Here is a 13,985-nt window from a genome sequence, read left to right as displayed (position 1 = left end):
TAGATCAGGAGAACACCCCATGGCATCCGTCAATAAAGTTATCGTCGTCGGCAATCTGGGCCGGGACCCCGAAATGCGCAGCTTCCCCAGCGGTGACCAGGTCGCCAACGTCACCATTGCCACCACTGACAAGTGGAAGGACAAGCAGACGGGTGAAATGAAGGAGGCCACCGAATGGCACCGCGTGGTGTTCAACGGCCGTCTGGCTGAAATCGTTGGCCAGTACCTGCGCAAAGGCTCGCAGGTCTATGTCGAAGGCAGCCTGCGCACGCGCAAGTGGACCGACAAGGACGGCCAGGAAAAGTACACCACCGAAATCCGTGCCGACCAGATGCAGATGCTGGGCAGCCGTCAGGGCATGGGCGGCCCCGGCGGTGATGACGGCGGCGGTTATGAAGCGCCGCGCCAGTCCGCACCTGCGGCACGTCCACAGGCCGCCGCACCGCGGCCCGCCCCGGCAGCCAAGGCCGCCAGCGGCTTTGACGACATGGACGACGATATCCCGTTCTAAATACGAACAGTCTTTGTCGATGGAGGCCCACTCTTCGAGAGGAGAGTGGGCTTTTCGTTTGCAGGCGTCCGGATGATCAGCTCATCGCCTGACGGACTAGCAGCGTGTCCGTGAACTGCTCAAAGGCCACGACCTTCCCGTCCCGCAGGTGCCAGACATGGGCCACACGGGCCTGCATGTCCTTTCCCGTGGCGCGGTAAGTGCCGTGGTAGGTCCCCACCCCGAGGATGTGGTCACCACCGTCGATGAGGCTTTGCAGTTCGAAGCGATAGCCGATCCAGTCCCTGCCCAGCACGGCAAAGACGTTGTCGACAACCGCTTGAGGCCCGACCCAGGTGCCCGCGCAGGGGAAGCCTGCCATCTCGGTCCAGCGTACCTGGGGCGAGACATGGGCCATCATCTCCTGGATGTTTCCCTGGGCCGACGCCGCGTAGTGGGCACGGACGATGTCGATATTCGACATCATGGCCTCAACCCCACTTCATCTCGCCCTTGGCGACTTTGGCGCCGATCTGCAGGGCCACGCCCATGCCGGCGTTCGGATAACGCTTGGTCATCGCCGCGATGAGGGCGGCGCTGTCCGCGGCCTTGGCCAGCTCTTCCTCGAAAGCCACGAGGTAGTCGCGCGTGTATTTGATCGCGCTTGCGTCCACCGCCGCCGTGACCGCCATGTGGCCGGGGACCACCACCGCGGGTTTGCGCGCGGCCATGGCGTCAAGCGCCTTCACCCATGTGGCACGGCCCTCGGCGCCCTGCGTGTCGGCGGTCCACACGTGAACACCGGAGAACAGCAGCACGCCGCCGAAGATGGCGTTCAGCGAAGGCACCCAGATGTAGCGGCGGTTGGCCAAGCCATCGGCATCGGCGATTTCGAGGGTCTGGCCTTCCAGCGTGAGCGACCGGCCGTCGAAGGCTTCGGGCATCACGATGTCCGCCAGCGCCTGTGGGCCGTTCTCCTTGAGCTGGGGGCCCCAGGTTGCCAGTTTCTTTTCCACGTTGCCCTTGATGGCCGTGATCGTGGCCGGTGCCGCAATCACCTTGGCGTCGGGAAACGCCGCCTTGATGGGCGCCAGGCTGAAGTAGTAGTCGGGATCGCTCTGGCTGATGTAGATGGTCGTGAGCTTTTTGCCGGTGGCCTTGATGGCCTCGGCCAATGCCTTGCCGTCGGGAAGCGTAAAGCCCCCGTCGATGAGGACAGCCTCGCGTTCGCCGGAGATCAGCACCGGGGCACGGAAGAATCCGTGTTCGCCGGCGGGAAAGTGTTTCCAGGTCAGGTTGGTATTTGCAGCCATAGCGCTTTTCACTCCTAAGATGGCCGTCGCGACAGCCGCGCCGGCTACAGTTTTGATTGCTTCTCTTCGTGTTGTCATGGTTTTTCCTTCTTCTTGAACAGTTAACTGAAATGGGTTGTGGGGGTGGAGGCGGTGCCGGGCTCAAGCAGCCTCGAGCTCGCCTGCCAGCGCGCTCGGGTTGGAATAAAAATCGGCGTTATTCAAGACCCAGCGCTGCGCGCCGGATTCGGCTACCAGCGTAGGCACGCCGTGTGCGCCGAACTCCCGCATCAAGGCCTGGGCGCGATCCATGCGGGCCCGGTTGGCCGAGAGAAGATCTTCATCAGGCTTGTCCACCATTGCGGCGGCCTGCTCAAGCCCCAGCCCTTGCAGAAGGGCGGCCAGCGTTTCCAGCGAGGTCGTGTCCTGGCCATCCACATAGCGTGCAGTCTGGATCGCCTTGAGGGCTTCCAGTTCCCGAGCCGGTGCCGTCAATGACACGGCCGTGAGCGCCAGCGTGGCGGGGCCGCTGTCAAACAGCCGTTGGTGGTCACCGAGAACCCGCTCGCGATACTGCTCGCTGAAGCCTTGCCCCGTCAGGCGCTCGATGCGCTGGTCGTTGGACCAGGCATAGGCGGCGAAGTCACTGTTCATGGGCCGTGCGCCCTCGCCCGCGAACAGCCCGGTCGGCAGCAGTTCGATGCGGACAGCGGGAGTTTCAGCCAATGCGGAGAGCGCCGGCATGGCGCCGTAGCACCAGCCGCACAGCGGGTCGAACAGGTAATGGAGGGTTTTGGTCATGGGTTTTTTGCTCACTGGCTGTGATCGTAGGCACTATCCATTGACTGTTAAATACATCTCTGATAAACACAATGTATGTTTAAAGCAAACAATCAAGACGAGGGCGGCCTCGGCGGACTGGGAAACCTGAGGCGCCTGGCCTACTTTGCGGCGGTGGTGGAAACCGGCTCCTTCACCGCGGCTGCGGATCGCCTGGGGATCACCAAGGCCGTGGTCAGCCAGCAGGTTGCGCGGCTGGAGCGTGAATTCCGGACATCGCTGCTCGTCCGCACCACACGCAAGGTGCAGCCCACCGAACTGGGGCAAGCCTTCTACCTGCGTTGCGCACTGATTCTGCGCGAGGCCGGGGACGCCTTCGACGACCTGGCCGAAACCTCGGCGGAGCCGTCCGGCATGCTGCGGCTCACCGCGCCTTTCGACTATGGTGTCGGCGTGGTGGTGCCTGCCATCGCCGCCTTTACCCGGCGCTACTCCGCGTGCAAGGTCGATGCCGTCCTCACCGACCAGACGCTGGACCTCATGTCGGGCAACATCGAACTGGCGATACGTGTCGGCTGGCTTGCTGAAACCAGCCTGCAGGCGCGAAAAATTGGTTCTTTCCGGCAACTGCTCGTGGCGTCGCCGGCCATGAAGCCGCAATTGGCGCGGCTGACCGCCCCGCAAGAGATCGCCGGCCTTCCCTTCATCGCCAACACCGCTCTTCGCGACCACCTGACATGGAATTTCTCGCTCAACGAGGGTGAGCGCCAGGCCGTTAGCGTGCAGGCCTCGATTTTTCTCGACGCCACGCTTGCCGTGCGCGAAGCCGTGTTCCACGGCGCGGGGCTTTCGGTGCTGCCGGACTATGCGGTAGCGGGTGATCTTGCGGCCGGCCGTCTCATACAGGTCCTGCCGCAATGGCGCCTGCCTTCTGGCGGCATCCATGCCGTGTTTCCGGCCGCGCGCTTTCGTCCCGCGAAGGTCCGTGCCTTTGTCGACTTGCTGGCAGACAGAGAACAACAACGGCAGGCCGCCAGCGCGTCAAATGAAAGCTGACGCCCGGCCTGGCGCGTGGTCGACATGGCGACGATATTCCGCTCCGAGGAGTGCTATTGTTTTGATAGCTATTCGCGCACGTTTTTCATGCCTTGCAGCTATTTTTCGTTTAAGCCTGCGCTGACGGTGAATCGCGGACGACCAGAACAGGCACCGGCGCCAGCCTCAGGATCTGCTCGGCGCCACTGCCCAGCAGCACCCGCCCCAGGCCGCGTCGGCCGTGGGAGCCGACCACGATGAGATCGGCGCCCCAGAGCCTGGCCGCCTCTGCCACCGACTCTCCCAGGCGCTTGCCCGGTTCATCACAAAGCACCTGGCTTGCCGTGACCCCGGCCGATTCGGCGATGGCCGTGGCATCCGTCAGGACCTTGGCGCCGCTCTCGCGCATCATGCCAACCAGATCAGCCGACCAGGTGCCATAGGGGTCGACTCCGCCCAGATAAGCTGCCTCATTGAAGGCGTGCAGCAGCCGTACGCTGGCACTGGTCTCGCGCGCCATCGCCAGGCCGGCGACAAGGGCCTTGTTGGAAGTGTCGCTGCCATCCACAGGAATCAGGATTCGCTTGAACATGGTGAATGCCTCATGTGAGTTGAAACGTCATCCATGGTGGCGATTTTTGGGAGCCGCATGTTGATGCGGGTCAATGTGGATGGATTCGCGACGGACGGTGGGGCTTCCAGGCGCAGGCCAATCGATTTGCTGCGCTCCACGCATTGGCTGTAATAACCGGGTCTTAGTCCGCGGTGTCTCCGTGGGGGCTGACCTCGGTACCGGCCCGGCCCGCCAGCATCTCCTCGATTTGGGTCAGTGAGCCTATGAGCGCCTTCTTGCCGGACTTGGACACAAAACCGGTGGCGGCCTGCACTTTGGGGCCCATGGAGCCTGCAGGGAAGCTATGGTCTAGCAGTTCCTGCGGCCTCACCTTGCCAACGGCGCGCTGCGACGGCGTTCCCCAGTCAAGATAGACCGCATCCACGTCAGTGGCAATCACCAGGCAGTCGGCCCCCAGTTCGTGCGCGAGCAGGGCGCCTGTCAGGTCCTTGTCGATCACGGCGTCGATGCCTTGAAGAGAACGCCCGCCGGCAGCGCGCACCACCGGGATGCCGCCACCACCCGCGGCGATCACCACCGCCTCATGCTGCAGCAGCCAGCGGATCGGGTCCATGCCCAGCACACATGTTGGGAGAGGCGAAGCCACGACGCGCCTGAAGCCTGCCCCGTCCGGCGCAACATGCCAGTGCATGGCTTGCGCAAGCCGTCCTGCTTCTTCTTCCGTATAGACAGGCCCTATAGGTTTGGTGGGTTTCCCGAAAGCCGGGTCGGCTGGATCGACTTCCACGCGCGTGAGCAGGGTGACCACGGGGCGCCCGGGTGGAAGATGGTTGGCGAGTTCCTGCTCCAGCAGGTAGCCGATCATGCCTTCGGTTTGCGCGCCCAGGATATCGAGTGGATAGGGCGCCACTGCCGCGTAGGCCGAGTTCTGCAGGGCCAGCAGGCCTATTTGCGGCCCGTTGCCATGCGTCACCACCAATTCATGCTGCAGTGCGACGCGGGCCAATTGGGCCGCCACGCCCTGGATGTTTTCCAGCAGGTGCTGCGCGCTGAGTGACTGGCCCCGGCGCAGCAAGGCATTGCCGCCCAGCGCCACGACCAGCTTCATGCGAGGGTGGCCACGAGTACGGCCTTGATGGTGTGCATGCGGTTTTCCGCCTGCGTAAACACAACGGACGCATCGGACTCAAAGACCTCATCGGTCACCTCGATTTCGCTGAGGCCGTAGCGCTCGTGGATCTGACGTCCCACTTCAGTATCCAGGTTGTGAAAGGCCGGCAGGCAATGCATGAAGCGGGTCCTCGGCTTGCCGGTGGCCTTCATCAGGGCGCTGTTGACCTGGAAGGGCAGTAGTTGCTCGATGCGCAGTTTCCAGGTGTCGTCGGGCTCACCCATGGACACCCAGACGTCGGTGTAGAGAAAGTCCGCGCCCTTGACCGCTTCGGTTGGATCGTTGCTGAGGGTGATGCGCGCGCCTGTTGTCCTGGCCAGTTCTCGCATTTCGCTCACCAGTTCGGGCGGTGGCATCAGTGCCGCGGGAGCGGCGATGCGCACGTCCATGCCCATCTGCGTGCCGCCCACCAGCAGCGAACAGCCCATGTTGAAGCGGGCGTCGCCCAGGTAGCAAAAGGACAGTTCGTGCAGCGGCTTTTCGCCGAACTCCTGCATCGTCAGCAGGTCTGCCAGCACCTGGGTCGGGTGCGACTCATCCGTGAGCCCGTTCCAGACCGGGACGTGCGAGAAGCGCGCGATTTCTTCCACCACCGTCTGGTGAAAGCCGCGGTACTCGATGCCGTCATATAGCCTGCCCAACACCCGGGCAGTGTCCTTGAGAGACTCCTTGTGCCCCAGCTGCGAACTGACCGGGTCGATGTAGGTCACATGGCCACCCTGGTCGTGCACTGCGACTTCGAAGGCGCAGCGCGTGCGGGTGGAGGCTTTCTCGAAAATCAGCGCGATGTTTTTGCCCTTGAGGCGGGCGAGCTCGTTTCCTGCATATTTGGAGCGCTTGAGCTCGGCGGCCAGGTCCAGCAGGAAACGGATGTCCCGCGGGGAGAAATCCTTGAGGTCCAGCAGGCTGCGGTTGTGAAGATTGAAGCTCATGAATGGCCGTCTTTCGTGGATGCCTCAATGGCGGGAAAGGATCAGGCGGCGTCGCGCTCAATCGGGCAGGACATGCAGTGGCTGCCGCCGCGGCCACGCCCCAGCTCACCGCTGGGGATGGTGATGACTTCGACGCCGGCCTTGCGCAGCAAGGTGTTGGTGTGGGTGTTGCGGTTGTAGGCCATGACCACACCGGGCGACAGCGCCAGCACGTTATTGCCGTCGTCCCACTGTTCGCGTTCCGCCTCGTAGGCGTTGCCGCCGGTGGCGACGACCCGCAACTTCGGCAGGCCCAGGGCTTGTGCGAGGACGTCGAGAAATGGTTCGGCTTCCGCCCTGACGTCGAGTGAGCCTGGTTCATCGCCGGGTCTGAGGCTGAACACACGTACGGCCTGCACAATATCCGGGAACACAGTCACCAGATCCCGGTCGCAAAAGGTCAGCACCGTGTCCAGGTGCATCGCGCCGCGTGATTTGGGCAACTGGGCAGCCAGCACGCGGGTTGCGGCGCCGCGGGCAAACAGGTTGCGCGCGAGCTGGGTCACGGCCTGCGGCGAGGTCCGCTCGCCCATGCCGATCAGCACCAGGCCCTGGCCCAAGGTCATCACATCGCCTCCCTCCAGCGTGGCCTGCGGATGCGGCTGCTCCGGGTCGCCCCACCATTCAGTCACCTTGCCGGCGTACGCAGGGTGGAAGCGGAAGATCGCCGCCATGAGCAGGCTTTCCTGACGGCGAGCGGGCCAGTACATGGATCCCAGCGCCACACCGTCGCCAATCCAGCAACTGCTGTCGCGAGTGAAAAGGGTGTTGGGAAGGGCGGGGAGCAGCAGGTCCGATGGGCTGGCGCAGGCGGCCGTGAGGCCGGGCAGCTTGAAAGGCAGGTCCGCCGGCGTCAGCCCGCCGATCAGGAACTCGGCCAGGCGAGCCGGTGGTAGTTCCTGCAGCCAGGGCCGCAGCACCCCCGCAGCTTCAAAGTCAGTGCCGGCAAGTTCGCGGTCCAGCAGCCGATCGCGCGCCAAGGGGTTGCCGAGCGTGACCGCCAACAGGTCATGCAGTTCCAGCACTTGCACGCCTTGCTCTGTCATGGCGCTGGTGAACGCAAAGTGATCGTTTTTGGCCTGGGCGACCCACATCACGTCGTCAAACAGCATGTCCCGGCAGTTCGCGGGTGTCAACCGCATGTGCGCCAGGCCCGGCCTGCAGACCAGCACCTTGCGCAGCCGGCCCGTTTCTGAATGAACGCCGGCCATCACAGACTCAACTGACCGGTGGCGAGCATCCAGCCGGCCACCACTGCGAGCGCGAGCACGGCTGCGAGCATGGCTTTCTCGCCAGCGGTAAAGGGCTGTTTGTTGCTCTGCCGTTTGGCGATGAAGTACAGGGCCGCGCCGGGGGCATAGAGCAGGGCGCTCAGTAACAGGTATTTGGCGCCGGCGGCATACAGCAGCCACAGGCAGTACACCGACGCGAGCGCGGCCACCGGCAGGTCCAGGGACCCGCCGGCGTTGGCTTCCCTCGTTGGGCCCTCACCGCGCAGCAGCACCTTCAGGCCGTAAAGCGCGCTGAAGAGGTAGGGCAGCAAAATCATCGCGGTCGACAGCGAGATCAGGGCCAGGTAGGAAGCCTTGGAAACCAGCGTGACAATAAGGAAGATCTGAACCATGGCACTGCTCAGCCACAAGGCATTGGCCGGAACGCCCTTGCCGCTTTGGCGGCCTAGCCATTCGGGCATCACGCCGCTGTTGGCCGGTGTGAAGAGCGACTCCGCGGCGAGCAATGTCCAGGCCAGGAAGCCACCGCCGACGGAAACGATGAGGCCGACATAAATCAGCACAGCGCCCCAGGTGCCCACGGCTTTCTCAAGCACGCTGGCCATGGAGGGATTCTTCAATCCGGCAAGTTCGGGCTGCGTGAAGATGCCCAGGGACAGCAACGAGACGGCCATCAACAGTGCCAGGCAGATCAGAAAACCAATCACCGTGGCCTTGCCGACGTCCTTGCGCTGCCGCGCGCGCGCCGAATAGACGCTGGCGCCTTCAATCCCGATGAACACCCACACCGTCACCAGCATGGTGCTCTTGACCTGGTCGAGCACCGAGCCGAGTTTGGCGCCGCCCCAGAAGTCCAGGCTGAAGGTGGGTGCCTGGAAAGCGGCGGCAGCCAGCACGATGAACAGCAGCAAGGGAATGACCTTGGCGACTGTGACAATTGCGTTGACCCAGGCGGCGGTGTTGATGCCGCGCAGCACCAGCGCATGCACGACCCACAGGACTATCGATGCTCCGGCCACGGCTGCGGGCGTGTTGCCCTCGCCAAAAGCCGGAAAGAAATATCCGAGCGCGCCGAAGGCGGCCACCAGGTAACCGACATTGCCGATCCACGCGCTGATCCAGTAACCCCAGGCCGAGTTAAAGCCGATGTAGTCACCCGACAGCGCGCGCGCATAGGCGTAGACACCGTTGTCCAGCTCTGGCTTTCGCAGGGCCAGCATCTGGTAGACACGCGCCAGCACCAGCATGCCCGCGCCCGTGACCAGCCAGCCTATCAGGATGGCGCCAGCGCCAGCGCCAGCCGCCATGTTTTGCGGCAGACCGAAAATGCCGCTGCCGATGATGGAGCCCGTCACCAGCGCGACCAGCAGCCCCAGGCCCAAACCGCCTTGCGCCTGCCGTGTGGTGGGAATGGCCCGCGGCGGCGACACGGGGGAGCGGGTATTTGACAGTGTGTTCATGGCATGCCTTCCGTAAAAGATGAGTGGTTACTTGACCAGCAGCACCGGCACGTCGACGTCTGCCACCACGCGTTGGGCGACGCTGCCGAGCAGGGCGCGGCCCAGCAACCCGTGGCCGTGCGTGCCCATGACCAGCATGTGCACCTTTTCACGCTTCACCGCCTGCGCGATTTGTGTGGCCGGCGTACCGGTGACCCAGGAGGCCCGGAAAGTAATGCCGTGGCGTTTGAGAAAGCGTTCTATGGGCTCCAGCACTTTCTGGGCTTCATCGCGGTGGTAGGCATGTACCGTGGCGGCGCCCACCATGGACTTGACGCGAGGAGGAACAGCGATCTGTACATTGAGCACAATCAACTCTGCCTCGGGCCCCATCAGGGTTTCGTGAGTGACCAGAAAGGCGAGGGCCTTTTTTGTGAACTTGCTGCCGTCAACGGCCAGAAGGACTTTCATGGTGTTCTCCAAGTGCTTTTTCAGCGGGGATTCGGCGCCGATTCAACGCAGGACGAGCACGGGAATGGTGCTGTGCGTGAGTACCTGCTGGGTCTCGCTTCCGAGCAGGATGCGCGAGAGACCTTTACGGCCGTGTGATGCCATGACGATGAGGTCGCACTTGTTCTTTCTGGCCGCGGCCAGGATGGCGGTGGCGACGAGGTCGGATTTGGCGATCACGGCCTTGGCCTTGACACCTGCGGCCTCCGCAGACTTCTGCACCGCGTCGGCGACGGCCTGACCCTTGTCGGCCCATTCCTTTTCGATGCGGCCGACTTCCTGTGGCGAGATGGTGGCGCCGCCTTCGAAGTAGCTCATGGGATAACGCGGCACGACGTTGAGCGCCACAAGGCCGGCGCCCAGGGACGCGGCAAGTTCGATGGCGTCCCTGACCGCTTTTTTGGAAAGCGTGGAGCCGTCGGTGGCAACAAGAATGCGCTTGTACATGGTGGTTCTCCTGTGTTGATGTGCCGCAGTCTAGGAGCGCCGCTGCGACCCTGGATTGATCCATATCAAGGGCGCGGCACTCTGCGCTGGCTAAGCTGTCGTCATGCAAGCCGCACCCTTCCTGACCGCCGGCCCGGCGCAGCCCGCCATGCCTGACGCCGCCGCGTGGAGCGCGCTGGACGAGCCGGCCGAATGGGAAGGCTTCAGCCGGCCGGTGCCGGGGCGTGAAGGTTGGTGGGAGTCCTGCCTGGTGATCGAGGGCATGCACTGCGCGGCCTGCGCGCTCACGATCGAGGAGGTGCTCCGCAGGCTGCCCGGCGTGGATACGGTCGAAGTCAACGGTGTTAATGCCACGGCGCGGCTTCAATGGCGGCCGCAAGCCACACGCCCGTCTCTCTGGATGGCGGCATTGCGCCAAGCTGGCTACGGCGCCTTGCCGGCGGGCGACCTGCTGCTGGCCGGCCGCAGGGTACAGGCCCAGCGCGTGATGCTGTGGCGCTGGCTGGTGGCGGGCTTTTGCATGATGCAGGTCATGATGTATGCCGCGCCGGCCTACCTTGCGCCGGCCGGTGAGATCACGCCCGACATCCAGGCGCTTCTGGGATGGGCCTCCTGGGTGCTGACCTTGCCGGTGTTGCTGTTTTCCTGCTGGCCTTTTTTCTCGGCGGCGCTGCGCGACCTGCGGAACCTGCGCATAGGCATGGACGTACCGGTGGCGCTGGGCGTGCTGATTGCCTTCGGGGCCAGCACGGCCGCGACCTTTGACCCGGCCAGCGCCTGGGGCGAGCATGCCTCCTATGACTCGGTGCCCATGTTTGTGTTTTTCCTGCTCTCGGGCCGGCTGCTGGAGCAGCGCCTGCGGGACCGCACCGCCGGTGCGCTGGACGCGCTCATGCGGCGGCTGCCGGACAGCGTGGACCGACAGGAAGCCGACGGCAGTTTCCGCGCGGTGGCCGTCCGCCGCCTCGTGCCGGGCGACCTGGTTCGCGTGCTGCCGGGGCAGGCCTTTCCCGCGGATGGGGCGGTGGAGGGTGGCGAGAGCCGCGTTGACCAGTCGCTGCTGACGGGCGAATCCAAACCCTTGCTGCGGCGGGTGGGCAACGGCGTCATCGCCGGCAGCCATAATCTCACGGGGGTGTTGCTGGTGCGCGTTGAGCGGGTTGGGCCGCAAACCCGTTACGCCGAAATCGTCGCCCTGATGGAGCAGGCCTCGGTCGAAAAACCCGGCCTGGTGCAGTTGGTGGACCGCATCGCCAGCCCTTTTCTGGTGGCTGTGCTGATGGCGAGCGCCGTCGCAGCCGTGTGGTGGTGGCCTTTTGGTCAGGCGCATGCGATGGCGGTCGCGGTTGCGGTGCTCATCGTGACCTGCCCTTGTGCCCTGTCGCTGGCCACGCCGGCGGCCATGCTGGCCGGTGCGGGCGCGTTGGCACGGCGTGGCGTGCTGGTGCGCAAGCTGCAGGCGCTGGAAAGCTGCGCGGCCATCGACACCGTGATCTTCGACAAAACCGGCACACTGACGGAAGACCGCATGCAGGTCGTCATGGTCCATGTGCCTGCCGGTGGGAATCGCGACGAGGCCTGTGACTGGGCGGGTGCGCTGGCCAGGCATTCGTTGCATCCGGTCTCACGCGCCATCGCTGCCCGTTTTCCCGCGACGGATTGGGTGGCCAGTGAAGTGGAGGAGATCACAGGTCGCGGCCTGCGCGGCAAGGTCGCCCGGTTGGATGGCAGCGAGCCACACTACCTCTACCTGGGGTCGGCCTTTTTTTGCCGCGTGCCTGTACCGGGGCGTGATGTGCCGGTGCTGCAGGCCCATCTGTCCGACGGTGACCATTACCTCGCGGGTTTCGAGCTTGACGAAGCGATGCGGCCCGACGCGGCCCAGGCCGTGGGCGACTTGCTCAAACTCGGTGTCCGCGTGCAGCTGCTTTCGGGCGATACTGGCCAGGCAGTGGCTCACCTTGCGCGCCGGGCCGGCATCGAATGGTGCTTTGGCGAATGCACGCCGGAGGTCAAACTGGAACATGTGCGCCGCCTTCAGCGCGAGGGCCATCGCGTCATGATGGTGGGCGACGGCATGAACGACGGGCCGGTGCTGGCCGTGGCTGATGTGTCCGTCGCCATGGGCCAGGCCGTGCCGGTGGCCCAGGCCAGGTCGGATTTCATCATGACCGGCAACCGGCTGCTCACGGTGCCAGCCCTTGTCGCGCAGGCGCGGCGCACCCGGGCGGTAGTGCGGCAGAACCTGTTGTGGGCAGCGGTTTACAACGCGGTCTGCGTACCGTTGGCGATCTTGGGCTATATGCCGATCTGGCTGGCCGGCTTCGGCATGGCGGCGAGCTCCTTGCTGGTGGTCGTCAATTCCGCGAGGCTGGCGCGCGGCGTGTCGGAACACTGAATGGACATCCTGTTTTTACTGATTCCGCTGTCTGTAGTACTGGCGTTGCTCATCATCGGAGCGCTGGGCTGGGCGGTATGGCGAGGTCAATTCGAGGCGCTTGAGCAGGAAGCCGAGCGCATTCTTCACACTGATTGACTTGCATCAAATGGCGCGACCCACGCCGCATCGACACTTTGAAGCATCAAGACAAAAGGTGCTTCATGAACGAAGAAACGACACGAGGGATCGCCTATCACGACACGGTGGTTCGCCAGTTTTCACTGGCGGCGGTGCTCTGGGGCGTGGTGGGCATGGGGGTGGGCCTGTTCATCGCCGCCCAACTGGCATGGCCTGAACTGAATTTCGGCGTTCCCTGGCTCAGCTATGGCCGGCTCAGGCCGCTGCACACCAATGCCGTCATCTTCGCCTTCGGCGGCTGCGCATTGATCGGCAGCAGCTACTACGTGGTCCAGCGCACCAGCAGCGTGCCGCTGTTTGCACCGCGGCTGGCCGCCTTTACTTTCTGGGGCTGGCAGCTGGTCATCCTGGGCGCCGCGATCAGCCTGCCGCTGGGCTACACCACCGGCAAGGAATACGCCGAACTCGAATGGCCCATCGACATCCTCATCACCCTGGTCTGGGTGTCCTATGCCATCGTCTTTTTCGGCACGCTGGGAATCCGCAAGGTCCGGCACATCTACGTGGCCAACTGGTTTTACGGCGCCTTCATTCTGGCGGTAGCGGTACTGCATGTGGTCAATAGCGCGGAGATTCCGGCCGGCTGGATGAAATCCTATTCCGCTTATGCAGGCGTGCAGGACGCGATGGTGCAGTGGTGGTACGGCCACAACGCAGTGGGTTTCTTCCTCACCGCGGGCTTCCTGGGCATGATGTATTACTTCATCCCCAAGCAGGCGGAGCGGCCGGTCTACAGCTACCGCCTGTCCATCGTCCACTTCTGGGCGCTGATCTTCACCTATATGTGGGCGGGCCCGCATCACCTGCACTACACGGCCTTGCCTGACTGGACGCAATCGGTGGGCATGGTGTTCTCGCTGATCCTGCTGGCGCCCAGCTGGGGCGGGATGATCAACGGCGTGATGACGCTGTCCGGCGCCTGGCACAAGCTGCGCGACGACCCCATCCTGCGCTTCCTGATCGTGTCGCTGTCCTTCTACGGCATGAGTACCTTCGAGGGCCCGCTGATGTCCATCAAGACCGTCAATGCGCTCTCGCACTACACGGACTGGACCGTGGGCCACGTGCATTCGGGCGCGCTCGGCTGGGTGGGGCTGATTTCCATGGGCACGCTGTATTACCTGATCCCCCGCCTGTTCGGGCAAAAGCAGATGTATTCGATGCGCGCCATCGAGGTGCATTTCTGGACCGCCACCGTGGGCATCGTGCTGTACATCGCCGCCATGTGGATCGCCGGCGTGATGCAGGGCCTGATGTGGCGCGCCGTCAACGCCGACGGAACCCTGACCTACACCTTTGTCGAAGCGGTCAAGGCCACCTATCCCTTCTATGTGGTGCGCTTCTTCGGCGGGCTGCTGTACCTGGGCGGCATGCTGCTGATGGCCTGGAACGTCTGCATGACGGTGGCCAAGGGTCGCCCCGTCCGGGTGCTGGTGCCCGCACTGGCCCACGCATAACAAGAGAAG

At 64.1% G+C, this 13,985-nt stretch carries 15 protein-coding genes; 5 read left to right on the top strand and 10 right to left on the bottom strand.

Annotation, left to right across the window (positions count from 1 at the left end):
* Nucleotides 1-19: 19 nt before the first annotated feature.
* Nucleotides 20-511 carry a single-stranded DNA-binding protein gene (ssb, locus tag AC1DZE_RS05610; protein ID WP_477668818.1) on the top strand — a complete coding sequence of 164 codons (492 nt, stop codon included), beginning with the start codon at nt 20-22 and terminating at the stop codon, nt 509-511.
* A 76-nt stretch (nt 512-587) separates the two neighbouring features.
* On the opposite strand, the gene AC1DZE_RS05605 is transcribed toward ssb, so the two are convergent.
* From AC1DZE_RS05605 to AC1DZE_RS05595, 3 genes are all read right to left on the bottom strand, one after another.
* Complete coding sequence (locus tag AC1DZE_RS05605; protein ID WP_477668817.1) at nt 588-977, bottom strand: nuclear transport factor 2 family protein; 390 nt, start codon at nt 975-977, stop codon at nt 588-590.
* A gap of 4 nt (nt 978-981) precedes the next feature.
* Complete coding sequence (locus tag AC1DZE_RS05600; RefSeq protein WP_477668816.1) at nt 982-1,881, bottom strand: MBL fold metallo-hydrolase; 900 nt, start codon at nt 1,879-1,881, stop codon at nt 982-984.
* A gap of 63 nt (nt 1,882-1,944) precedes the next feature.
* Nucleotides 1,945-2,583 carry a DsbA family protein gene (locus AC1DZE_RS05595; RefSeq protein WP_477668815.1) on the bottom strand — a complete coding sequence of 213 codons (639 nt, stop codon included), beginning with the start codon at nt 2,581-2,583 and terminating at the stop codon, nt 1,945-1,947.
* A 75-nt stretch (nt 2,584-2,658) separates the two neighbouring features.
* On the opposite strand from AC1DZE_RS05595, the gene AC1DZE_RS05590 reads away from it, so the two are divergent.
* Nucleotides 2,659-3,618, top strand: coding sequence for a LysR family transcriptional regulator (locus tag AC1DZE_RS05590; RefSeq protein WP_477668814.1), 960 nt, complete (start codon nt 2,659-2,661; stop codon nt 3,616-3,618).
* Nucleotides 3,619-3,727: 109 nt separating this feature from the next.
* Here the strand turns inward: AC1DZE_RS05590 and AC1DZE_RS05585 are convergent, their stop codons facing one another.
* From AC1DZE_RS05585 to AC1DZE_RS05555, 7 genes are all read right to left on the bottom strand, one after another.
* Nucleotides 3,728-4,189, bottom strand: coding sequence for a universal stress protein (locus AC1DZE_RS05585; RefSeq protein WP_477668813.1), 462 nt, complete (start codon nt 4,187-4,189; stop codon nt 3,728-3,730).
* A gap of 163 nt (nt 4,190-4,352) precedes the next feature.
* A complete protein-coding gene (arcC, locus tag AC1DZE_RS05580; protein WP_477668812.1) occupies nt 4,353-5,279 on the bottom strand; it encodes a carbamate kinase in 927 nt (308 codons plus the stop codon).
* Entirely contained in the window at nt 5,276-6,274 is a 999-nt protein-coding gene (gene argF, locus AC1DZE_RS05575; RefSeq protein WP_477668811.1) for an ornithine carbamoyltransferase, read from the bottom strand. Before argF ends, arcC begins: the two co-directional genes overlap by 4 nt.
* A 41-nt stretch (nt 6,275-6,315) precedes the next feature.
* Nucleotides 6,316-7,524 carry an arginine deiminase gene (locus AC1DZE_RS05570; protein WP_477668810.1) on the bottom strand — a complete coding sequence of 403 codons (1,209 nt, stop codon included), beginning with the start codon at nt 7,522-7,524 and terminating at the stop codon, nt 6,316-6,318.
* Entirely contained in the window at nt 7,524-9,005 is a 1,482-nt protein-coding gene (gene arcD / locus AC1DZE_RS05565) for an arginine-ornithine antiporter (protein ID WP_477668809.1), read from the bottom strand. The genes AC1DZE_RS05570 and arcD overlap by 1 nt, the downstream gene beginning before the upstream one ends.
* A gap of 27 nt (nt 9,006-9,032) precedes the next feature.
* Nucleotides 9,033-9,455, bottom strand: a complete 423-nt coding sequence (locus tag AC1DZE_RS05560; RefSeq protein ID WP_477668808.1) for a universal stress protein — start codon at nt 9,453-9,455, stop codon at nt 9,033-9,035.
* A 42-nt stretch (nt 9,456-9,497) separates the two neighbouring features.
* Nucleotides 9,498-9,941: a universal stress protein gene (locus AC1DZE_RS05555; RefSeq protein WP_477668807.1), complete on the bottom strand. Its 444-nt coding sequence runs from the start codon at nt 9,939-9,941 to the stop codon at nt 9,498-9,500.
* 103 nt (nt 9,942-10,044) lie between these two features.
* Between AC1DZE_RS05555 and AC1DZE_RS05550 the strand changes: the two genes are divergently transcribed.
* From AC1DZE_RS05550 to ccoN, 3 genes are all read left to right on the top strand, one after another.
* The gene (locus AC1DZE_RS05550) at nt 10,045-12,339 is read left to right on the top strand and encodes a heavy metal translocating P-type ATPase (protein ID WP_477668806.1); all 2,295 of its coding nucleotides are present in this window, start codon (nt 10,045-10,047) and stop codon (nt 12,337-12,339) included.
* Nucleotides 12,340-12,477, top strand: a complete 138-nt coding sequence (gene ccoS / locus AC1DZE_RS05545) for a cbb3-type cytochrome oxidase assembly protein CcoS (protein WP_431095040.1) — start codon at nt 12,340-12,342, stop codon at nt 12,475-12,477.
* A gap of 65 nt (nt 12,478-12,542) precedes the next feature.
* Nucleotides 12,543-13,976, top strand: a complete 1,434-nt coding sequence (gene ccoN, locus AC1DZE_RS05540; protein ID WP_477668805.1) for a cytochrome-c oxidase, cbb3-type subunit I — start codon at nt 12,543-12,545, stop codon at nt 13,974-13,976.
* The last annotated feature ends 9 nt before the right edge of the window (nt 13,977-13,985 follow it).

The organism is Polaromonas sp. P1_F1 (assembly GCF_056405795.1).
The sequence above is the reverse complement of the archived record's forward strand: the minus strand, read 5'-3'. Positions and strand labels throughout refer to the sequence as shown.

Coding starts and splice junctions, on each gene's coding strand:
- ccoS (WP_431095040.1), top strand. CDS start 12,340: ATGGACATCCTGTTTTTACTGATTCCGCTGTCTGTAGTACTGGCGTTG.
- AC1DZE_RS05605 (WP_477668817.1), bottom strand. CDS start 977: ATGATGTCGAATATCGACATCGTCCGTGCCCACTACGCGGCGTCGGCC.
- AC1DZE_RS05560 (WP_477668808.1), bottom strand. CDS start 9,455: ATGAAAGTCCTTCTGGCCGTTGACGGCAGCAAGTTCACAAAAAAGGCC.
- AC1DZE_RS05555 (WP_477668807.1), bottom strand. CDS start 9,941: ATGTACAAGCGCATTCTTGTTGCCACCGACGGCTCCACGCTTTCCAAA.
- arcD (WP_477668809.1), bottom strand. CDS start 9,005: ATGAACACACTGTCAAATACCCGCTCCCCCGTGTCGCCGCCGCGGGCC.
- AC1DZE_RS05600 (WP_477668816.1), bottom strand. CDS start 1,881: ATGACAACACGAAGAGAAGCAATCAAAACTGTAGCCGGCGCGGCTGTC.
- argF (WP_477668811.1), bottom strand. CDS start 6,274: ATGAGCTTCAATCTTCACAACCGCAGCCTGCTGGACCTCAAGGATTTC.
- AC1DZE_RS05590 (WP_477668814.1), top strand. CDS start 2,659: ATGTTTAAAGCAAACAATCAAGACGAGGGCGGCCTCGGCGGACTGGGA.
- arcC (WP_477668812.1), bottom strand. CDS start 5,279: ATGAAGCTGGTCGTGGCGCTGGGCGGCAATGCCTTGCTGCGCCGGGGC.
- AC1DZE_RS05585 (WP_477668813.1), bottom strand. CDS start 4,189: ATGTTCAAGCGAATCCTGATTCCTGTGGATGGCAGCGACACTTCCAAC.
- AC1DZE_RS05550 (WP_477668806.1), top strand. CDS start 10,045: ATGCAAGCCGCACCCTTCCTGACCGCCGGCCCGGCGCAGCCCGCCATG.
- AC1DZE_RS05570 (WP_477668810.1), bottom strand. CDS start 7,524: ATGGCCGGCGTTCATTCAGAAACGGGCCGGCTGCGCAAGGTGCTGGTC.
- AC1DZE_RS05595 (WP_477668815.1), bottom strand. CDS start 2,583: ATGACCAAAACCCTCCATTACCTGTTCGACCCGCTGTGCGGCTGGTGC.
- ssb (WP_477668818.1), top strand. CDS start 20: ATGGCATCCGTCAATAAAGTTATCGTCGTCGGCAATCTGGGCCGGGAC.
- ccoN (WP_477668805.1), top strand. CDS start 12,543: ATGAACGAAGAAACGACACGAGGGATCGCCTATCACGACACGGTGGTT.